The sequence below is a fragment of the Bacillus velezensis genome (assembly GCF_001461825.1).
GTDB classification, from domain to species: domain Bacteria; phylum Bacillota; class Bacilli; order Bacillales; family Bacillaceae; genus Bacillus; species Bacillus velezensis.
Window position 1 is genome coordinate 718,500 of the sequence record NZ_LLZC01000019.1, and the last position, 19,142, is coordinate 737,641.

22 protein-coding genes and 2 pseudogenes are annotated in these 19,142 nt (G+C 48.4%); 14 read left to right on the plus strand and 10 right to left on the minus strand.

Annotated elements, in window-relative coordinates; all coding sequences use genetic code 11:
* Positions 1–47 precede the first annotated feature (47 nt).
* On the plus strand, positions 48–1,205 hold the full coding sequence (locus AR442_RS14135; protein ID WP_022553582.1) for an AbrB family transcriptional regulator: 1,158 nt from the start codon (positions 48–50) through the stop codon (positions 1,203–1,205).
* 36 nt (positions 1,206–1,241) lie between these two features.
* On the opposite strand, the gene AR442_RS14140 is transcribed toward AR442_RS14135, so the two are convergent.
* The 4 genes from AR442_RS14140 to AR442_RS14155 form a co-directional block, all read right to left on the minus strand.
* Entirely contained in the window at positions 1,242–1,763 is a 522-nt protein-coding gene (locus AR442_RS14140) for a MarR family transcriptional regulator (protein ID WP_012117244.1), read from the minus strand.
* A gap of 88 nt (positions 1,764–1,851) precedes the next feature.
* The gene (locus tag AR442_RS14145) at positions 1,852–3,330 is read right to left on the minus strand and encodes a monooxygenase (RefSeq protein ID WP_053285067.1); all 1,479 of its coding nucleotides are present in this window, start codon (positions 3,328–3,330) and stop codon (positions 1,852–1,854) included.
* 146 nt (positions 3,331–3,476) lie between these two features.
* The gene (gene lepB, locus AR442_RS14150) at positions 3,477–3,992 is read right to left on the minus strand and encodes a signal peptidase I (protein ID WP_003155158.1); all 516 of its coding nucleotides are present in this window, start codon (positions 3,990–3,992) and stop codon (positions 3,477–3,479) included.
* On the minus strand, positions 3,989–4,615 hold the full coding sequence (locus AR442_RS14155; protein ID WP_021494947.1) for a TVP38/TMEM64 family protein: 627 nt from the start codon (positions 4,613–4,615) through the stop codon (positions 3,989–3,991). The genes lepB and AR442_RS14155 overlap by 4 nt, the downstream gene beginning before the upstream one ends.
* A gap of 152 nt (positions 4,616–4,767) precedes the next feature.
* Between AR442_RS14155 and AR442_RS14160 the strand changes: the two genes are divergently transcribed.
* The 4 genes from AR442_RS14160 to AR442_RS14175 all read left to right on the plus strand — a co-directional run bounded on the left by AR442_RS14160 (position 4,768) and on the right by AR442_RS14175 (position 7,273).
* Positions 4,768–5,127: a YhjD family protein gene (locus tag AR442_RS14160; protein ID WP_017417407.1), complete on the plus strand. Its 360-nt coding sequence runs from the start codon at positions 4,768–4,770 to the stop codon at positions 5,125–5,127.
* A 120-nt stretch (positions 5,128–5,247) separates the two neighbouring features.
* On the plus strand, positions 5,248–5,448 hold the full coding sequence (locus tag AR442_RS14165) for a DUF3311 domain-containing protein (RefSeq protein ID WP_007409181.1): 201 nt from the start codon (positions 5,248–5,250) through the stop codon (positions 5,446–5,448).
* Positions 5,445–6,914, plus strand: coding sequence for a sodium:solute symporter family protein (locus tag AR442_RS14170; RefSeq protein ID WP_053285068.1), 1,470 nt, complete (start codon positions 5,445–5,447; stop codon positions 6,912–6,914). Before AR442_RS14165 ends, AR442_RS14170 begins: the two co-directional genes overlap by 4 nt.
* Positions 6,915–6,955: 41 nt before the next feature.
* The gene (locus AR442_RS14175; RefSeq protein ID WP_003155166.1) at positions 6,956–7,273 is read left to right on the plus strand and encodes a YbjQ family protein; all 318 of its coding nucleotides are present in this window, start codon (positions 6,956–6,958) and stop codon (positions 7,271–7,273) included.
* Between the two features lie 32 nt (positions 7,274–7,305).
* On the opposite strand, the gene AR442_RS14180 is transcribed toward AR442_RS14175, so the two are convergent.
* A complete protein-coding gene (locus AR442_RS14180; protein WP_003155168.1) occupies positions 7,306–7,575 on the minus strand; it encodes an excalibur calcium-binding domain-containing protein in 270 nt (89 codons plus the stop codon).
* 195 nt (positions 7,576–7,770) lie between these two features.
* On the opposite strand from AR442_RS14180, the gene AR442_RS14185 reads away from it, so the two are divergent.
* Positions 7,771–8,481: a YrpD family protein gene (locus AR442_RS14185; RefSeq protein ID WP_029973179.1), complete on the plus strand. Its 711-nt coding sequence runs from the start codon at positions 7,771–7,773 to the stop codon at positions 8,479–8,481.
* Positions 8,482–8,709: 228 nt separating this feature from the next.
* Here AR442_RS14185 and AR442_RS14190 read toward each other — a convergent pair.
* The 4 genes and pseudogenes from AR442_RS14190 to AR442_RS14205 form a co-directional block, all read right to left on the minus strand.
* Positions 8,710–9,219, minus strand: a pseudogene (locus AR442_RS14190) (MepB family protein).
* A 93-nt stretch (positions 9,220–9,312) separates the two neighbouring features.
* Positions 9,313–9,672 (minus strand): iron chaperone, encoded by a 360-nt coding sequence (locus AR442_RS14195; protein ID WP_053285069.1) that lies wholly within the window; start codon positions 9,670–9,672, stop codon positions 9,313–9,315.
* Between the two features lie 26 nt (positions 9,673–9,698).
* Entirely contained in the window at positions 9,699–10,067 is a 369-nt protein-coding gene (locus AR442_RS14200) for an iron chaperone (RefSeq protein ID WP_012117235.1), read from the minus strand.
* A gap of 145 nt (positions 10,068–10,212) precedes the next feature.
* Positions 10,213–10,791, minus strand: a complete 579-nt coding sequence (locus tag AR442_RS14205) for a competence protein ComK (protein WP_003155179.1) — start codon at positions 10,789–10,791, stop codon at positions 10,213–10,215.
* Positions 10,792–11,106: 315 nt separating this feature from the next.
* On the opposite strand from AR442_RS14205, the gene AR442_RS14210 reads away from it, so the two are divergent.
* Entirely contained in the window at positions 11,107–11,340 is a 234-nt protein-coding gene (locus tag AR442_RS14210; RefSeq protein WP_007610478.1) for an IDEAL domain-containing protein, read from the plus strand.
* Positions 11,341–11,370: 30 nt separating this feature from the next.
* On the opposite strand, the gene AR442_RS14215 is transcribed toward AR442_RS14210, so the two are convergent.
* Complete coding sequence (locus AR442_RS14215; protein ID WP_007610477.1) at positions 11,371–12,228, minus strand: SDR family oxidoreductase; 858 nt, start codon at positions 12,226–12,228, stop codon at positions 11,371–11,373.
* Positions 12,229–12,352: 124 nt separating this feature from the next.
* Here AR442_RS14215 and AR442_RS14220 point away from each other — a divergent pair, with 124 nt between their 5' ends.
* The 7 genes and pseudogenes from AR442_RS14220 (at position 12,353) to AR442_RS14245 (ending at position 19,132) form a co-directional block, all read left to right on the plus strand.
* Entirely contained in the window at positions 12,353–13,876 is a 1,524-nt protein-coding gene (locus tag AR442_RS14220; RefSeq protein WP_053285070.1) for an FAD-dependent oxidoreductase, read from the plus strand.
* 122 nt (positions 13,877–13,998) lie between these two features.
* A pseudogene (locus tag AR442_RS21110) lies at positions 13,999–14,532 on the plus strand (protoglobin domain-containing protein); the annotation flags it as partial.
* 243 nt (positions 14,533–14,775) lie between these two features.
* Positions 14,776–15,291, plus strand: a complete 516-nt coding sequence (locus AR442_RS21115) for a methyl-accepting chemotaxis protein (RefSeq protein ID WP_369719112.1) — start codon at positions 14,776–14,778, stop codon at positions 15,289–15,291.
* A gap of 130 nt (positions 15,292–15,421) precedes the next feature.
* Entirely contained in the window at positions 15,422–15,979 is a 558-nt protein-coding gene (locus AR442_RS14230) for a biotin transporter BioY (protein WP_014304743.1), read from the plus strand.
* A gap of 11 nt (positions 15,980–15,990) precedes the next feature.
* Positions 15,991–17,427 (plus strand): acyl-CoA synthetase, encoded by a 1,437-nt coding sequence (locus tag AR442_RS14235; protein WP_053285071.1) that lies wholly within the window; start codon positions 15,991–15,993, stop codon positions 17,425–17,427.
* Positions 17,415–18,506, plus strand: coding sequence for an acetyl-CoA C-acyltransferase (locus AR442_RS14240; RefSeq protein WP_017417398.1), 1,092 nt, complete (start codon positions 17,415–17,417; stop codon positions 18,504–18,506). Before AR442_RS14235 ends, AR442_RS14240 begins: the two co-directional genes overlap by 13 nt.
* 50 nt (positions 18,507–18,556) lie before the next feature.
* The gene (locus AR442_RS14245; protein ID WP_017417397.1) at positions 18,557–19,132 is read left to right on the plus strand and encodes a histidine phosphatase family protein; all 576 of its coding nucleotides are present in this window, start codon (positions 18,557–18,559) and stop codon (positions 19,130–19,132) included.
* Positions 19,133–19,142 lie beyond the last annotated feature (10 nt).

Consider the following 19,142-nt stretch of genomic DNA (forward strand, 5'->3'; position numbering starts at 1 on the left):
ACGAGCTTAACAATTTAATATGAATGTTTCAGGAAGAAGGGTTTTCATTGAAGAAAGACAAACATCTCCTTACGGATATCTGGTTTATTCTCATCAGTGCGGCAGGGGGGTTTCTTCTTTCGCTTACAGGGATGTCGATCGCCTGGATGCTCGGAACGCTGGCCGCCGGCTGCATCCTCTCCATGACGAGGCCCCGCTGGCTGTTCATGGCGCCTGACAGAAGAGGGATTCACCGCAGATGGCTTGCGGCGGGACAAATGATCCTCGGCATCGAACTCGGCCAGAAACTGAACCTGTCCGTTCTGTCGGTTTTACGGGAGCATTGGCTTCCGGTAGGCTTCATGCTGATTTTCTCTATCGTGATGGCGCTTGTTTCCGGATATGTGCTCTTTCGGTTCAGCCGGACGGACATGATGACAAGCTTTGTAGGCACGGCGCCGGGCGGTTTATCCGCCATGCCCGGTATCGCCCAGGAAGTCGGCGCAAACACCGCGATTGTAAGCCTTATTCAGCTGACGCGCGTCCTTTTGGTCGTCATGACAATACCGTTTCTCGTCATTTTCTTATTTACCAAACAAAACGGTACGGCTCAGACATCAGCCGGAGCCGTTTCGGCAGGAGCTTCACACCCGGGCCTTATTCCCGTCTTGTTAACGGCCGGATTTATTTTGGCTGCCTGGCTTGCAAGCAAAGGCGCAAAACGGCTGAAATTTCCCGCCCCTTGGCTGCTCGGCAGCATGATCGGCGTTGCTGCTGCGGAAATCGGCGTGTCCGCCTTGGCAGGCAAAGACATGCTGGCCTGGTGGCCGCCGGAAGCGAACCAGCTGTCACAAATTTTTCTCGGCGCCACAATCGGATCAAAAATGTACAAAAGCATGTTCACCGGCGTGACGAGAGTGCTGACCGTCGGATTTATTTCTTCGGTCGGATTAATCGCCGCCATGATTCTGAGCGCGGTTGCGGTTTCTAAATTAACGGGCATCTCCATGATTACATCTGTTCTCGCCTTTTCTCCCGGCGGGATCGCCGAGATGGCGGCGACTTCGATCACCCTGCACGAAGACTCGACTTTCGTCGTCGCGGTTCAGGTCATCCGGATCGTTCTCGTCATCGCCATGCTTCCGCCCTTCTATCGGCTGCTGCACCACCTTTCTCAGCTGAAACGGGCACACGGCGAAAGAGGCCGGGCAGAAAGAGGAACATGATCCGAATAAAAAAACACGCATCCATATGCGTGTTTTTTATTTGAACAGCTCTCCGCCGCCATTTACAGACCGCCAGTTTGCTGAAAGATCACGGAACAGCCGTTCAGCAAATAACAGTTCTTCATCTGTATAGCGGTCTAAAAACGCCAAGAGCCGCTTTTTTATCAATTCATGATATTCATGATGAAGGGAATGCAGCTCTTTCCCGGCAGGAGTCAGCCGGAAATAGACTTCTTTTTTATTGTCGCTCAGCCGGGTTCTGCGCAGAAAGCCGGCTTCCAAAAACTTCGCGCAGCTTCTCGACACGGTCGGCTTTGTCGTCTTCATTTTTTCCGCTATTGACGTGACATTGATCGGTTCATGATCTCCGATACACGACAAAATGTGAATTTCCGTCAAGGTCAGCTGTAATTTTTTCCCGTTTTCTTCACGGAGTTCGTCCATCCGTCCGGCCAACGACGCCCTGATGTCCTCCTGACACCTCTCCTGCTCGTGAAAAATATCTGTCAGCCCTTCAAGAATCATGTGTTTTGCATGGTCTGGCTGTCTTCTGTCCAACTGCTGAGTCACCCTTCCGTATTGATTGTTTCTTTTACTATAACGTTTTGTTACACAAGAAACAATCACACAGGCGCATAAAAGGGTATCAGATGAATCCCCATCTCTCCAAACCGGCCAGAACGGCTTCTTCCGCTTCACGTCCCGAGCCGCCGGCTGCCCATGCCGCGTGGCCGTCCGGCCGGATTAAAACGGTGTGGACGTCATCCCAATCGGCACGTGTTTCAGCAAGATCCGCCCTGACAGCTGCCACGCTGTCCGTATCAATACCGGCGGGAATGCTCCCTCTTAATGACAGAAGCACAAAGGCGCCCTTATGAAGAAAATCATACAGCCGGGCCGGCCGCCCGTCATGAAGGGTCAATTCGATATCCGGCAGGCGTTTTCCGTTCAGGGTATGCAGCGGCAGCTCCGCATCCGGTTCATAATGCAGATCAAGCGCGGATACTTTTCCCGCCAATAAACGGTTGGACTCCTGAAAATCCAGCAAAGCGGTCATCGTTTCTCTTAATGCCATACCCGACTCGGTAAAATCCATGAGCTTTATCTGGGTTTTTATATTGTGCAACACTTCTTTTCCTGTGCTGTGCCTTTCCTGATGATAGCTGTCCAGAAGATGAGGCGCCGCTTTTCCCTTCATTTGCACCGCCAGCTTCCAGCCGAGGTTGAAGGCATCCTGAAGCCCCGTGTTCAGCCCTTGGCCGCCTGCGGGAAAATGAATGTGCGCCGCATCACCGGCCACAAAAACCCGGCCGGAGCGGTATTGTTCGGCCTGACGCTCGGCATTGCCGAACCGCGACATCCATACCGGATCACTCAATCCGAAATCAGTGCCGCATATCCGCCGCAGATCTTCTTTCAGCTCATTTTCGGTGACCGGCTCTTCCTTCCGCTTTTGCGGAGCATGCGGAGAAATGATGAGGACGCGGAAAAGTCCGTCCGTAAGAGGGACAATCACAACCGATCCCTCCAGGCGGCACGTTGACAAAAAGGAAGATTCGGGCGGATGTTTCAAAGCGGCATCACAGAGGGTTCCTGTTAAGTCGGCATCAGTGCCCGAAAAAGCGATGCCCGCCTGTTTCCTGACAATGCTCCCCGCTCCGTCTGTACCCGCTGCATAAAAGCTGTGAAGAGTGCGGATACCGCTTTCGTCCCGGAACACCGTCTCCACTCCGTCATCCGTCTGGGTGACAGCCACCGCTTCCGCCCCGCGGATGATGTCTGCGCCGAGACTTGATGCATACTCCTCCAAAATCCGCTCCGTTTCTGCCTGAGGCAGCATTAACGAATAATTCTGCTTCGTATCCAGCCGAGAAAAATCCAGCCGTGTATCCAGCATGGAAAAATGGCCGGAAGACACCTTCATCCCTTTTTCCAAAAAGCGTTCCAATATGCCTCTCATGGCAAAAAGCTCAAGTGTGCGCGGATGCATGATAAGCGCTTTGGAATATGGCACCGTCTTCTTCAATCGTTCAATGACAGTCGTTTTCACTCCGGCCAGCGCCAGTTCTGATGCAAGCATAAGCCCGACCGGACCTCCCCCGATAATGGCAGTCTGTGTTTTCATCTCATCAGTCCTCTTTCATATTTTTTGTTACACACGTAACAATATCACCAAAAATAAAACGCCTCTTTTTTGTTTCGTGCGTAACAATTTTCATTATAGTCTTTCCTCTGCTTTTTGACAATCATTTCCGAAAAAAAAGACGCCGTTCACTTGGCGTCTGATTCACTGATGACTCCGACAATGTCTTTATCCTTAATCGGACCGAAATGACGGCTGTCGAGGCTGTATATGCGGTTGTCGCCAATAACAAAGTATTGTCCCTTCGGTATGCTTTTGCGCCCGGTCGTTTCCTTCAGCGTATAATCACCGGTCACATGGCTCCCGGCGGACAATGATGACTTTAACGGTTTTAAAAACGGTTCCGCCACCCGTTTTCCATTCACATACAGCTGATCCTCCCTGTATGCGATTGACTCGCCGGGGAGCCCGATGACTCGTTTGATCAGCACTTTGCGGTGCGGGCCTTTAAACAGGACAATATCGAAACGGCGGATCGTTTTGTAACGATGGGAAAACTTGTTGACCATCAGCTCATTTCCTTGTTTAAAGGTCGGATTCATGCTGATTCCTTCGACTTTATAATCAATAAAAATGGCATTCTTTAATTGTATGGCCAAAACAACGATAAGCACGCCGGCTATAAACCAAAATCGTTTTTTCAAGATTCCTGTCTCCCTCCGTCTTTCTCATGCTGACTGATTCTCGTCTGTAAACGCCGTTCGATATGCTTTCCGGCATACCACAGCACCCCGATCACCGTTATAGCGCCCGCCATCCTGAAAGGCTGTGTCATGAGTGCGTGAAGATCATACCCGATAAAGCTGATCATAAAGATCATGACCATTTTCCCCATAGCGGCTGCTGATATAAACTGCAGCGCCCCCACCCGTGACAGACCGGCAACGATATGAACCGCAGCGGACGGCGTAAAGGGGAAGCAAAGTAAAATAAACAGCGGACCGAAACCGTGCCGCTCAACCCAGAGCATCATCCGCCTTATGGTCTGATGCCTGCGGATGAAACCGAAAGCTCTTTTCTGTCCGAAACGGCGGACGGCATAAAACATCAGTATCGATCCTGCCGCAGACCCGAGCCACGACAGAAAAAAACCTTCCCACAAACCAAATGCATTCGTATTCGCCACCACAAATACAACAAGCGGCAAAAACGGAAGAAACGCTTCAATAAAAGGCAGTGCAACCGCAGCCGCCGGGCCGAAAGCTCTATAGCTTTGGAACCATTCCGTCAGCTGTTCCTCAGTCAAATATGATAAAAAATGCTCCAACGTTTATACTCCTTAACGAGTTTGTCTATCCTTATTCTACACATTATCTCCAAAAAACGAAAATGTTTACGAGATTTTCCGCCTTGAAATATCGTGTAAGCGAGTATAAAATAAGAACAAACGTTCTCTTTTTTAAGAAAGAAGGAGTATTTATGCCTGACATCCGGAGCGGCACCCGCGATCTCATCGAAAAAGGGCTGTTTCTGCCCATGGCGGCTGCCATCCTGAACCGGGACCTCGAAGCGCTTGATTCGTGCCCGTTCAAATTAAAACAACCCTATAAACAGCTTATCGGCTGCTCTTTAAAATTAGCACAAAAGGATTTGAGTGATGTTCGAAAAGAGTTAAGAAAGCGTAAAATTAAACTATACGAAGCGGAAAGAGACGAAGCATTTACGCTTTATATATGCACCATTAACGGCTATGAAGAAAAACACCGTTATTTCAACCCGAGAATACGGGAACAGGTAACCGCCTTATTGGAATATTACCTGTCTCTTGCGACCATTTAAAAAGCAGCCGGGACTGCTTTTCCTTTTCAGTCAATAAATTTCAGACTATTCGCACTATACATTCGACATGATTTTCTTTATAATCGGGACACGCTGTTTCCAATGAAAAGGAGGAATGTTATGAAACTGATTCATGTTCTCGCCGCCCTGCCCTTTTTCGGAATTCTCGCCGGCATTCCATTTGCCAACCGGGTGACGCCTTATGTTTTCGGAATGCCTTTCATTCTCGCGTATGTCGTCATCTGGGCGGTGCTGACTTCCGTTCTGATGGCCGCTGTTTACAAATTGGACAAAGAAAACAAGGCGGGTGAGGCGGAATGAACGCAGCATTTCCCGTAATGGCCGTCGTGCTCCTGTTTTGTGTATATCTCGGAATCCGGGCCCGAAAAGGAAAAAATATGGACCTTGAACAATGGACAGTGGGCGGACGCGGCTTCGGCACGATGTTTGTCTTTTTATTAATGGCGGGAGAAATATACACGACCTTTACATTCCTCGGCGGAAGCGGATGGGCTTACGGAAAAGGAGGCCCCGCCTTTTATATTATCGCGTACGGCTGCCTTGCCTACATTTTGTCATATTGGCTTCTGCCAGCCGTGTGGACTTACGCCAAACAACACAAACTGATGTCGCAATCAGATTTTTTTATTTCAAAATACAACAGCCCGCTCCTCGGCATTCTCGTATCGCTCGTCGGCATCGCATCCCTCATCCCCTATCTCGTCCTGCAGCTGAAAGGGCTCGGATTAATTGTTTCAGCAACGTCATACGGACAGATTCCGCCCTCAGCCGCTGTCTGGATCGGCGCTGTCTCCATCACGATTTATGTGATGATATCAGGAATCCACGGTTCAGCGTGGATATCCGTCGTTAAAGATATCATGATTTTAGGCATCGTCCTGTATTTAGGCATTTATTTGCCCATTCATTACTATGGCGGGTTTACGGAAATGTTCAAACAAATTGACGCCGCAAAACCCGGTTTTCTCACGCTACCGGAAACCGGACAGAGCGTTTCCTGGTTCAGCTCAACGGTTTTGCTGACCGCCCTCGGCTTTTATATGTGGCCCCATACATTTGCCGCTTCCTATTCGGCGGAGCATCCGCGGGTGTTTCGGAAAAACGCAATCATCATGCCTCTTTATCAGCTCGTCCTGCTGTTTGTCATCTTTACCGGATTTGCGGCGATTCTGCAGGTGCCCGGTTTAAAAGGGGCGGACACGGATCTCGCCTTATTAAAGCTGTCTGTGAAAACCTTTGATCCCTGGTTTGTCGGACTGATCGGATCGGCGGGCATTCTGACGGCGCTTGTACCCGGTTCAATGATATTAATGGCCTCAAGCACGCTGTTCGCCAAAAATGTGTACAAAGCCATTCTGCCCGGCACGACTGACGAAAAAGTCTCACGGCTCGCAAAATACGCCGTACCCGTCATCGCGCTGATATCCGTATATTTTACGCTGAAAGGCGGAAATACCATCGTCACCTTGCTTTTAATGGGCTACAGCCTTGTCACCCAGCTTTTCCCTGCCCTCTTATTCAGCCTGCCGAAGCGGCGTTTCATCACAAGCCACGGCGCTTTTGCCGGCATAACGGCCGGGGTCGGAACGGTGTCCTTCATTACGCTGACCGAATCAACCATCGGAACCCTCTTTCCGTTTCTTCCGCAGATCGTTAAGGATATGAATACAGGCATCATCGCGCTGGTTCTGAACATTGCCGTCATGTTTGCAGTCAGCGCCGCAGTCAGAAAAAAACAAATCAGCGCAGCCGAAAAGGCGGCTTAAATGGTAAGATAGCGGTAAGATACACGAAAGGGGAAAAACGCATGATCATGACAACGACCGAAACCGTCGCCGGAAAACAGATTACGGAAGTGAAAGGCTTGGTGACAAGCAGTATCGTCCAGTCCAGACACATTGGCAAAGACTTGCTTGCAGGCTTAAAATCTGTCGTCGGCGGCGAATTGAAAAGCTATACTGAAATGCTGGAAGACTCCAAAAAAGCGGTGAAAGAGCGGCTGATCAGAGAGGCGGAGCAGCTCGGAGCGAACGCCATCGTCGGCCTGCGGTTCGAACTGACCGCAGGACAGAACACATCCGAATTAATCGGATACGGAACCGCCGTCACCGCCGAATCCATTTAAAAAAACAAGCCTCTTTAAAGAGGCTTGTTTTTTTATTTCTCACATGCGATATAGTCTTTATCTCGGTCAAGTCTTTTATTTGCATTGTAAAGCGCTTTTGATACATACGGCTTGTACTTTGTTCTGCCGCCCTTGTTTTTCACTTTCGACGATTTGGCCACGCCGCCCTTATACACCTTATTCAGCGCCTTGCAGTTTTGATACGTTTTTACCTTTGTTTTCGCTTCTGCCGTCTGCCCCGCTCCGTATGAACAACCGAACACCAGACCGAAAGACAAAAGCACAGCTGCCGTCTTTTTCATTTCTATCCTATCCCCTTTCCTGAATCATGCTGTATTGCTGAACATATCATAGTTCAAATAATCTCCATTTACAAGATAAATAGGAAAATAGTTTTGATTTACGTCCGCCCGTATATCTTTTATGGAATTTTTCCCAAAACCTTTTATAATATGAATTGATAGCGCTATCTGACTATGATGATAGGAGGAGAAATGATGATGAAAAAAGGGCTTCTTGCGGGTGTTCTCACTACAGCCGTTCTATTCGGCGCATGTACGGCGGATATTCCGGGGGTGATCAGTCCCAATACGGCGGAAGCGGCGTCCCAGCTCAGCAAAGGAATCGGCGGAAGGGCCTACCTGAACAGCACGGGCTCAGTTCTCGTCACGAAAATTCAGCTTCCAAGCTCGATTCAGGTGTCAAATGGGACAGCCTATATTTACTCAGGATTTACCGGAGGCACAGAGGCTGATATCGGGCTTCAGTACAGTGACACCTATCATGTATGGAAACCGATCATGAAAGTCGGTTCAAAGGGGCAAGGCCAGGTCCGGTATCTGGAAGGAGAAAGCCAATTCACCTATACGAAAGGCTTCCGGCCCGGCAGCACCGTACAGCTGACCATTTACAAAAATCTGAACGGCAATACCCGCGCCACATATTGGGGCACGAATAATGACGGATACACCGGCCGCATCATCTCAGAACTCGCCCAAACAAATGTAGGCTCTGTCTCAAAATGGAAAGCGCTCGCCACCGTCGCGGTCACATCAGAGGATCAGCGCCCTTACATCAAATCAAACTTCTCAACAGCCTTTACGAACATCACGATCGACAATAAAGCAGTCACCCCTGTGATTGATACACAGGATTTTGCCAAATTGACAGTGTCAGGCAGCAGCGTCAGCATGTCTGTCGTCAAATAAAGAATGTTGAACGCACGATTTCTGACATCGTGCGTTTCGTGAGGGTCTGCCGGATACGCAAATCCCTTATTTTTCGGATTACGTTTAATAAACAAACTCTGTTACATTCAAAATGTCGATTTCTATATAACAATTAGAGGAACCTCATTTGTTGAGGTTCCCCGTTATTCTCCAACTCACGCACCGGTTAACTTCACATACTGTCAGCCGGCTCAGGGCTGTCCAATTTTAGTTAGAATATAGCTTTAACAGGTCTTGTGCTGGAAAACGATCTGCATCGTTCGCCTCTACAAAATATGCCAACTGCCATTTTTGTGTTTTGATAGCTTGTTTGCTAGTGGGATTTTCCCATTTAGGGTAAACTCTAATTGCCATTTTTCCTTTTGCAGCGGCTGTTTTAAGGATATTTTGCTTTACAAGAACTTCTTTTGGAAAAACAAATTGTCCAAAATGATTATTACCGGCAAAAGTATTGATTACCAATTAATCAGCAGCTTTTTCATATGAAAAGGCTTGGTTTTTACCATCTCCATCTTTTTCCCAAAAAGCAACAAACTGTCCTATCTTGTTAGGCGTTATTTTTGCGACTCTGAATCGAACTGACTTTGAATGCAGTTGAAACATACCGGCCCCATACTCTGAGTTTTGAGCTTCTTCTTGAATATCATGTATCGTTAAGTGATTTGGTTCATAAAAAATTTTATTTACATATGTTAACGCCTTATAAAATTCATTCACTGCTTCGTACTCCTTATTTTTTATAGTACGTCATCCATTGCTTCTTGATTAAAATGGGCTGATCATGTGTTTCCAATAAAAAAACAGCCCTCGTCAGGGTTGTTTTTTTAACATTTCTTTCATTATTTCCGCCAAAATGCGTTCAAGCAGCTCATAATGCACCGGTTCAGTCCATTGAATTCTGAACAAACGGGAAGTAGCGCTGTAGCCGGCACGGGCAATGTCGTCGGCAAAATGCGCAATTCCAGCTTCTTCGGGGGAAACACTTACATGATGCTTTGCTGCCGCAAAGCCGATAATAAAGGTGCCGTGATCGGTAAACATCGGCGTGTTCCACTTGATCTGCGCTTCTAAGTTCGGAAATTGGTCAGCCGTCCACGACAGGATTTCCTCCATTCGCAGACGATGATCAGGGCTGTCGATACTTGATAAATAGTCTTTGAAAACGTCCATGTCTTCCTCCTTCAACATCACGTCCGCTAGCGCCAAAACCCCGGATTTTCAGCTTTTTCCTTGATGTTAAATTCGATGATCTTCTTAAGCAGATCATAGTGCACCGGATCAGTCCATCGAATTCTGAACAGGCGCGAAGAAGCGCTGTACCCGGCCTGAGCGATGTCATCGGCAAAATGCTCCATCGTCTCTTTTTCAGGTAAAATGCTCAAATGATTTTTTGCCGCAGCAAACATAATGATATAGGTGCCGTGATCGGTAAATGTCGGTTTGTTCCACTTGATCTGCGCTTCTAAATTCGGAAATTGGCCAGCCGTCCACGACAAAATTTCCTCTGCTTTGAGACGGTGATCCGGGTTATCGATTCCTGATACATATTTTGCAAACACATCCATGCCCATCTCTCCTAAAATGAAATATCATTACTCTTTACATCATCATAGCCAACAGACGGACACGATACAACTCTGCCCGGGCATGTAAATCGAAAAAAGCCCTCCCCAAAAGGAGAGGACCCGTCCCTTCACATCACAGCTTTCTCTAATATCTCTCCCCCAGCTCCCGCAAAATAAAGTCATAGATCATTCTTGTCCGCTCTTCTTTCGGATACAGCATGAATTCCTGCCGCTTCGGGATATGACTGCCCATCCTGTCCTGAAAAGTGGTTCTGAGATAGGCGGTTCTGTAAACCTGATTTTCAAAAGAATGATAGGATACTTCCAGTTCCATCGTTTTGCCGTTTGAGAACGTGACCGCTGTGTCATCAAATGCCGTCGGTTGAAAATCTTTAACGTGCACATGCGATATCCAGCCGCATTGAGGCCTTGCAGAAGAAAGTGTAGGGAATAAAAAGATGTGATTTGAAGGGTCCACCATAATCGGCGGCTTGTGAGAAATTTTAATCGCTTCATATGTTCCCGCTTTTCTCCCGGCATAGCTGGAGCCAAAGTAGCGGCAGCTTCTGTCGATGATGTGAATCGGCTTCATGCTGACATACAGAATGCAGTCTTTTTCAATGACCTTCGACCCCATTTTACCGTCTATTTCCTCAGGCAAAACAGCGATGGTTGAACGATTTACTTCATAGCTTTCTAAGGGTGCGTGTGTTTTCTGGCACATGATGTGCAGCCTCCAATCCTTTTCTTGAAAATTTATACTAATAATCTATCATCTGTCATTGAAAAACGACAGGTTTTTTTTGAATATAGCTAAAAATCACCTTTTAAAGATGTAATTTAGTCTTAAATTACTATTTAAATATTATTTTTCTTTTTCATTTCACCTCATTTATACAACGATCATTTTCGTTTTTTCGTCAATTTGCAGGATATGTCGATATATTTCCAAGTATTAGTTGTCTAAAGATTATAAAAATTAATTGATTTTTCCGGCCGTTATCCATATACTATAAAAAAGGCATTGGGGGGATTCTTTATGAAAGAGAAAAAGTCGTACACTGAGCTCATGAAGTCCCGCAACACGCAAAAAGCAAACGAATTCGATGTGACAATGGCCGATATTTACATTCAAATGGTGCTTGATGAATCCTTGTATAAACGCCGGATCGCCATGCTGACAATGCAGATTAATAAGGCGCTTGATGATAAAAATAAAGAAGCGTTCCTCACGCTTTCAAAAGAATATGCAGCACTCAAACAGAGTGAATAAGCCAATCCATATGGATTGGCTTTTTTTACATTATCCGTTTACGATGGTGCCGCCGTTCACATGAATCGTCTGGCCCGTGACATAGGAAGAATCATCGCTTGCTAAGTACAAATAGCTCGGCGCCACTTCAACAGGCTCTCCTGGGCGCTGCATCGGCACGTCTGAGCCGAAGACTTCCACTTCCTTCGCCGAGAAGCTCGCCGGGATCAGCGGCGTCCAGATCGGCCCCGGCGCCACTGCGTTTACCCTGATGCCCTGAGTGACAAGAGATTGGGAAAGAGATCTTGTAAACGTGACGATCGCCCCTTTTGTCGCTGAATAGTCAATCAATGTTTTGTGGCCTTTATAGGCGGTAATGGAGGCCGTATTAATAATTGAACTTCCTTTTTTCAGGTGAGGGAGCGCGGCTTTCGTTAAGTAAAACATTGAAAAAATATTCGTCTGAAACGTTCTGATGAGCTGGTGGCTCGTGATTTTCTCAATCCCCGGCTGCACGTGCTGCTCACCCGCGTTGTTGACCAGGATGTCAATGGAAGGAAAGGCTTGGCCCGCCTGGCGGATGACATCGTTGCAGAAGGCTTCGTCGCCGACATCCCCTGCGATCAGCAGACACTTCGCCCCCTCTTTTTCTACATATTGCTTCGTCTCTTCGGCATCCTGATGCTCATCAAAGTAAACGATGACCACATTAGCGCCTTCCTTCGCGAATAAAACGGATACGGCGCGGCCGATCCCGCTGTCTCCGCCCGTGATGATCGCCGTTTTCCCTTCAAGTTTTTTCGCCGCTTTCGGTTTGTCAAAAACGGGGCGCGGGTCCATTACATATTCAAAGCCCGGCTGCCGGTTTTGATGCTGCGGCGGCAAGGTTTTCTTCTTCTGATTAGCCATTTTGATCACTCCTTTACATTAATTACTATATTATGAGTAATTTGAGCAACTTATACGAATTTCATGTATGAACAGAGTCTTATTGGAAAAATTAAGAATATACAACAGAGGAGGTAAATCTGAATTGACTACTTTTTCAAACGAGGAACCGGCTTCCTATTGGAAAGCGACAGCTGACATTCCTTCCTTTCCCGCCCTCACTGAAGATACGGAATGTGACGTTGCGGTTATCGGCGGAGGAATTACGGGCCTGACAACGGCATATGAACTGACGAAAAGAGGTTTCCGTGTCGCTGTCATTGAAGCAGACCGGATTTTAAACGGGACGACCGCGGGCACGACCGCAAAAATCACCGCCCAGCATGATTTCATCTATGCCGATCTTATTCAGCAGATCGGACAGACCAGCGCAAGGCTGTATTTCGAAGCCCATCTCCGCGCCATGGAAGACATGAAGCAGATCATCAAGGACCTTTCGATTGACTGCAGACTGATTGAACAAGACGCATATCTTTACACCAATACAGAATCAGGCGCCAAAAAAATCCGCAGTGAGCAGGAAGCTTATACCAAGCTCGGTATTGAACACGAGCTTGTGAAAGAACTTCCCGTCCCTGTTGATTGCAGGCTCGGCCTCGCCATGAAGAATCAGGCGCAATTCCATCCGCTTTTATATGGCGCGGCGCTCGTCAAAGAGATCGTTAAAAACGGGGCGCGGATTTTTGAACAGACGGCTGCGATCGACATAAAAAAAGAACCGCAGCCGGAAGTGGTCACGAAAAACAGACACGGCATCAAGTGCAGCTACATTGTCTGCTCTTCCCACTTTCCTTTTTATGACGGAGGCGGGCTTTACGCCGCCAGAATGTATGCCAGCAGATCCTACGTACTCGCGGTAAAACCGAAACAAGCGTATCCGGACGGGATGTATCTCAGCATAGACAAGCCGTCCAGATCACTGCGATACACCGATTTGAACGGTGAAAAACTGGTTCTTGTCGGCGGCGAAAGCCACAAAACAGGCCAAGGAAAAGAAATGTCCGAGCATTACGAAGCACTGAAACAATTTGCGGAAGACACAATCGGAGTTGAAAGCATCCCATATCATTGGTCTGCACAAGACCTTGTCACCATTGACAAAATTCCGTTCATCGGTCCCATCTCGGGCGATGAAGAACATATTTTGGCGGCGACCGGTTTTAAAAAATGGGGCATGACAAGCTCAGCGCTCGCCGCGAAGCTTTTGGCTGATCATATTCAAAACAAAAAGAACCCGTTTTCCGGCCTGTTTATTCCGTCACGCTTCCACGCAGATCCGGGACTGAAAAAACTGATTTCTTATAATGCCGACGTGGCCAAACACCTTATCTCGGGCAAACTTGAGAGGCCGGACGCTTCACCTGAGACTCTTCGGCCCGGGGAGGGAAGAATCGTAACGGTAAACGGCAAACGGGCCGGCGCCTATAAAGATGAAAAAGGCTGTCTGCATCTTGTCGATACGACATGCACCCATTTGGGCTGTGAGGTCGAATGGAATGACGGCGAACGGACGTGGGACTGTCCTTGTCACGGGTCCCGGTTCACACCTGACGGCGGGGTTGCCGAAGGTCCCGCCATCAAGCCGCTGAAGCGCCTCAGCCAAGATTGACTAAACCATTCTGTACGAATGGTTTTATTTTTTTCCGCATTAAAATATTTTTATCAGATTCCTTCATTCAAGTTCCTTCCATACCGATAAAAAGAAAAAGAGAATATCTGGGGGAACTTATATTGTTATTTAAAAAAGACCGCAAAAAAGAAACAGCTTATTTTTCAGAAGCCGATGGAAAAAAACGCATCGCGCTTTCAAATCAATATGCAGATGTCCAAAAACAGCTGAAAATGGTCAGGCTCGGAAACGAAGAACTTCATGTGCTTGAAGAGCTGCAGCCGTTAATTAAAGAACATATCTCAACAATCGTCGATTCCTTTTACCGAAACCTGGATCACGAAAAGTCATTAATGACGATCATTAACGACCACAGCACGGTGGAGCGCCTGAAAAAAACATTACGGCGTCATATCCATGAGATGTTCGCCGGCACGATTGATGATGAATTCATTGAAAAAAGACAGCGCATTGCTTCCATCCACTTGCGGATCGGCCTTGAACCGAAATGGTATATGGGAGCGTTTCAGGATCTGCTTCTGTCGATGATGAACATATATGAAGCAGCAATTCCGGATTTGCATGAGCTTTTAAAAGCGATCAAAGCGACGACGAAAATATTGAATCTTGAACAGCAGCTCGTCCTTGAAGCATTCCAGAGCGAATATAACTGCCAGCGTGACGAACAAGAGGAAAAGAAAGCCCGTCTTCATCAAAAAATCCAGGAAACATCCGGATCACTCGCTGATTTGTTTTCAGAAACGAGCAGAGCCGTGCAGGAGCTGGTCGATAAATCCGAGGGCATTTCCGAGGCGTCAAAAGCCGGCACCGTCACTTCCGTACATGTCGAAGAAAAATCAATCGGCGGGAAAAAAGAGCTTGAAAGCCAGCAGAAGCAGATGAATAAAATCGACGCCAGCCTTCTGCAGATTGAAGAAGAAATGGACAAGCTGAATGACATCGCCCAGCAGATCGAAAAAATCTTCGGCATCGTGACGGGGATCGCCGAGCAAACGAATCTCCTGTCGCTCAACGCTTCAATAGAATCCGCGAGAGCCGGAGAGCACGGCAAAGGGTTCGCCGTTGTGGCGACGGAGGTAAGAAAGCTTTCAGAGGATACGAAAAAAACCGTTTCCACCGTATCAGAGCTCGTGAACAACACCAATACACAAATCAACATCGTGTCCAAACATATTAAAGATGTCAACGGACTTGTAAGTGAAACGAAAGAAAAAATGACGCAGATCAACCGTCTGTTTGATGACATCGTCCAAAGCATGAAAACGAGCAAAGACCAGACAGGCAAAATCGACGTTGATTTGCAGGCCTTTCTCGGCGGCCTTCAAGAAGTCAGCCGCGCCGTTTCCCACGTTGCATCATCCGTTGATTCACTTGTTATCCTTACAGAAGAATAAAGATAAACCGACCGGCCTTTTTCATAAAGGGCCGGTCTTTTTAATGTTAACTTAAAATATAATAGAGTTGACATATATAAAGACTCGCTTTATTGTATAAACATATTTTGATAAGCTGGAGGAATACATAATGAAATTGACAGAAATGATGCATATTGCCGTGTTTACCGCTATTATGGGACTTTTGGGGCTGCTCCCGCCGCTTTTCTTATCTTTTACGCCGGTTCCGATTACGCTCCAGACGATCGGTGTGCTCTTATCGGGAAGCATCCTAAAACCGAAAGCGGCGTTTTTAAGCCAATTGCTTTTTTTGCTGATTGTGGCATGCGGAGCGCCTCTCCTTTCAGGCGGCAGAGGCGGGTTCGGGGTTTTTTTCGGGCCGAGCGCCGGATATCTCATCGCATATCCGCTGGCGGCATTACTTCTGAGCCTCAGCATCCAAGGCCTTCGCTCAGCTGCTGTCCCCCATTTGTTTATCAGACAGTTCTTGTTCGGCGTGCTGTTTTTGTATGTCATCGGCATTCCCGTTCAGGCTTTTATAATGCACATTGATATCTTGACTGCCGTAAAGCTCAGCCTCATCTATGTGCCCGGAGATCTGCTTAAAGCGGCCGCAGCCTCATTCGCAGCCGTAAGAATCAGAAAAACTCTTCAAGCAAGCCGGCTTTTGCCGACGAAAGGAAGCTGATTTTAGTCGTCATGATTACATCATCATATTCAGATACAGCCGGACAAGCGCCGGAACAGATCGCAATTCAGACAGAAACAGAACAGATCAACTATCAAACTTGGAACAGGCTAGTAAACCAAACCGCAAACTGGCTTGGCAGCCTTATAGATAAGCCCGAAAACATTGCAATATTACTGCCGAACGGCATCCCATTTTTACAACTTTTCGCAGGCGCGGCGCATGCCGGCTGCACGGCGGTTCCGTTAGATCCCCGCTCTGCAGCGGCGGAACTCGCGGACCAGCTGAACATCAGCAAAACCGACCTCGTCATCTGTGACCGCCGGCTGAGCGGCAGACTGGACGGCGTCAAAACGCCTGTCATCCTGTGGGATGAATGCAGGCCTTTGATCGAGGCGGAAAAAACGGAAGGCGCTTTTATCGAAAACGCCGGCCTGCCCTTTTATACCGGATTCACCTCGGGATCGACCGGTAAGCCGAAAGCCTTCACCCGCTCTCACCGTTCGTGGCTGGAGAGCTTTTCTTGTACGAAACGTGAATTCGGCATTTCCCCTGATGACAAAGTGCTGGTACCGGGCACGCTTCGCTCGTCACACTTTTTATACGGCGCCGTCAGCACTTTGTTTATCGGCGGAACCGTCATCCTTCAAAGAAAATTCAATCCGGCCGGAATGAAAGACCGGCTCAGACAAGCTGACGTTCTATATACCGTTCCGACAATGACGGACGCCCTGCTCTCACTAGAGGCGTTTCCGGATACACCGCTCAAGGTGATTTCTTCCGGTGCAGACTGGCCCGCTTCGTCTAAACAAGCGCTGTCAGAGCGCTATCCCCATTTGCGGTTGTACGATTTTTACGGAACGTCCGAGCTGAGTTTCGTGGCGTTCTTATCGCCTGAAGACAGCGCCCGAAAGCCTGACGCGGCGGGCCGCCCGTTTGAAAATGTTACAATCGAAATCCGCCGGCCCGGCGGAGAACGCTGCATGCCGGGCGAAACGGGGAAGATTTTTGTGAACAGCCCGATGAAATTTTCCGGATACATCAACGGCGCAAAATCTGATGATTCCGGCTGGATGACGGTTGATGACATGGGATATATCGATCGTGAAGGCTATCTTTATATCGAAGGACGTGAAAACGGGATGATCGTATCAGGCGGCCTGAATGTATTCCCTGAAGAGATAGAACGTGTGCTCAACCGCTGTCCGGGCGTCAGAAAAGCGGCAGTCATCGGCATTCCTGATGATTATTGGGGCAGCATCGCCGTTGCGGTGATCGACGGACATGCAAATGTAAAGGAACTGAAGAAACAGTGCCGCGAGCAGCTGGCGGCATATAAAATCCCGAAAAAGTGGCTGTTTTCAGAAATACCGGAAACAGCCGGCGGAAAGATCGCCCGTGCCGCCGTACAAAAGCAGGCAAAGGACATGATGGAATGGAAGCTGTAATTACGGATGCGAAACGGACGATTTTCGCCCGGGAAAACGGCCTGTTAAAAGACTGTCTCCCAGAAGATTTGGCAGCTCCGCTGATTCGCCATTTGAGCCGAAACATGCCCGAAGACATTGATGAAGTCCTGATCGGAAACGCGACGGGCCGCGGCGGGAATCTCGCCCGGCTGTCAGCCTTGGCCGCCGGACTTCCTTTGAGCGTGTCCGGTACGACCATCGACAGACAGTGCGGCTCCGGACTGGACGCCGTGAGGGTCGCGTGCCACTTTGTTAAAGCCGGCGCGGGGAGCATGTACATCGCGGGAGGAGCGGAGAGCAGCAGCCGTTCCCCTTTCTCATCCCGGGCGCGCTTTTCTCCTGAACACATCGGCGATCCTGATATGGGCATAGCAGCCGAGTATACGGCACAGGCTTACGGCGTAACGAGAAAGATGCAGGACGAATATGCCCTTCTCAGCTATGAACGGAGCGTCAAAGCGCACGAAGACGGCTTGTACCGCCGGGAAATTCTTCCCTGTCACGGATTCGCCGCTGACGAAAACATGCTGAAAAAGCGGAACATGGAGCCTCTCATCTCCCGTGCCAAACCCGTCTTTCAGTCCGGAGGCTCTGTCACCGCCGCCAACAGCTGCGGAATTTCTGATGGGGCGGCGGCAGTTTGTGTGATGGAAGAACAAAAAGCGCGGTCTCTCGGTTTAAAGCCAAGATTGCGTTTTATCGGAAGCGCGGTAAGCGGCGTCCATCCGCATTATCCGTCAGCAGCCCCGGTTTATGCCGTCAAAAAGCTTTTGAAGGAACGGAACCTGTCACCGGATGATATTGATATATACGAAATCAACGAGGCGTATGCCGTCAAAATATGCGTTTTTTCACAGCAGCTTCAAGTGCCGTATTCTAAAATAAATGTCCGGGGCGGCGCTCTGGCCGTCGGGCATCCGTACGGGGCTTCCGGGGCGGCGCTTGTCACCCGGCTTTTTTATGAAGCAAAAAGACGCCCGGATTCCCGCTACGCAGCAGCTGCGATCGGCAGCGGAGGCGGAGTCGGACTGGCGCTTCTCTTTGAAGTGTTAACGTAACGGCAGTATAATAGATGATATCGATAAAAAATGATCGGAGTGGAGACTTTATGACTGCCGTTTGTTTAGTAAGACATGGAGAGACTGATTGGAATGCCCAAAAGAAGCTCCAAGGCAAATCGGATATTCCGTTAAATGCGACGGGAGAGCGTCAGGCGAAAGAAACAGGAGAGTACTTAAAGGGGTCCGAATGGGATGTCATCGTCTCAAGCCCGATGAAACGGGCCAGAAAAACAGCTGACATTATTAACGGGTTTTTGAATCTTCCCATTGTTGTCATGGAAGATTTCAGAGAACGGAGCTACGGTGATGCGGAAGGAATGTCCTTACCGGAACGGTCGAAGCGCTACCCGGATAAAAACTACCCGAATATGGAGACAGCAGAAGAGCTGACAGACAGAATGCTTGCCGGTTTAGTGAAAGTTCAGGAGCGGTTTCCTGAGCAAAAAGTACTGATCGTCGCTCACGGCGCAGCCATTCACGCCCTCTTGTCCGCCATTTCTGACGGTGATACCGACATACAAAACGCAAAGCTTGTCAATGCGTGCCTGAGCAATATCGAACGAATTGAAAATAAGTGGCGCGTCAAAGATTACAATATAAGCAGCCACCTATCAGAATCATAACAAAAAGGCC

What these genes read in the sequence shown, in the direction of transcription:
- AR442_RS14145 (WP_053285067.1), bottom strand. Translation starts at nt 3,330, where the DNA reads ATGAAAACACAGACTGCCATTATCGGGGGAGGTCCGGTCGGGCTTATG.
- AR442_RS14160 (WP_017417407.1), top strand. Translation starts at nt 4,768, where the DNA reads ATGCCTGACATCCGGAGCGGCACCCGCGATCTCATCGAAAAAGGGCTG.
- AR442_RS14165 (WP_007409181.1), top strand. Translation starts at nt 5,248, where the DNA reads ATGAAACTGATTCATGTTCTCGCCGCCCTGCCCTTTTTCGGAATTCTC.
- AR442_RS14170 (WP_053285068.1), top strand. Translation starts at nt 5,445, where the DNA reads ATGAACGCAGCATTTCCCGTAATGGCCGTCGTGCTCCTGTTTTGTGTA.
- AR442_RS14175 (WP_003155166.1), top strand. Translation starts at nt 6,956, where the DNA reads ATGATCATGACAACGACCGAAACCGTCGCCGGAAAACAGATTACGGAA.
- AR442_RS14180 (WP_003155168.1), bottom strand. Translation starts at nt 7,575, where the DNA reads ATGAAAAAGACGGCAGCTGTGCTTTTGTCTTTCGGTCTGGTGTTCGGT.
- AR442_RS14185 (WP_029973179.1), top strand. Translation starts at nt 7,771, where the DNA reads ATGATGAAAAAAGGGCTTCTTGCGGGTGTTCTCACTACAGCCGTTCTA.
- AR442_RS14195 (WP_053285069.1), bottom strand. Translation starts at nt 9,672, where the DNA reads ATGGACGTTTTCAAAGACTATTTATCAAGTATCGACAGCCCTGATCAT.
- AR442_RS14200 (WP_012117235.1), bottom strand. Translation starts at nt 10,067, where the DNA reads ATGGATGTGTTTGCAAAATATGTATCAGGAATCGATAACCCGGATCAC.
- AR442_RS14205 (WP_003155179.1), bottom strand. Translation starts at nt 10,791, where the DNA reads ATGTGCCAGAAAACACACGCACCCTTAGAAAGCTATGAAGTAAATCGT.
- AR442_RS14210 (WP_007610478.1), top strand. Translation starts at nt 11,107, where the DNA reads ATGAAAGAGAAAAAGTCGTACACTGAGCTCATGAAGTCCCGCAACACG.
- AR442_RS14215 (WP_007610477.1), bottom strand. Translation starts at nt 12,228, where the DNA reads ATGGCTAATCAGAAGAAGAAAACCTTGCCGCCGCAGCATCAAAACCGG.
- AR442_RS21115 (WP_369719112.1), top strand. Translation starts at nt 14,776, where the DNA reads ATGAATAAAATCGACGCCAGCCTTCTGCAGATTGAAGAAGAAATGGAC.
- AR442_RS14230 (WP_014304743.1), top strand. Translation starts at nt 15,422, where the DNA reads ATGAAATTGACAGAAATGATGCATATTGCCGTGTTTACCGCTATTATG.
- AR442_RS14235 (WP_053285071.1), top strand. Translation starts at nt 15,991, where the DNA reads ATGATTACATCATCATATTCAGATACAGCCGGACAAGCGCCGGAACAG.
- AR442_RS14240 (WP_017417398.1), top strand. Translation starts at nt 17,415, where the DNA reads ATGGAAGCTGTAATTACGGATGCGAAACGGACGATTTTCGCCCGGGAA.
- AR442_RS14245 (WP_017417397.1), top strand. Translation starts at nt 18,557, where the DNA reads ATGACTGCCGTTTGTTTAGTAAGACATGGAGAGACTGATTGGAATGCC.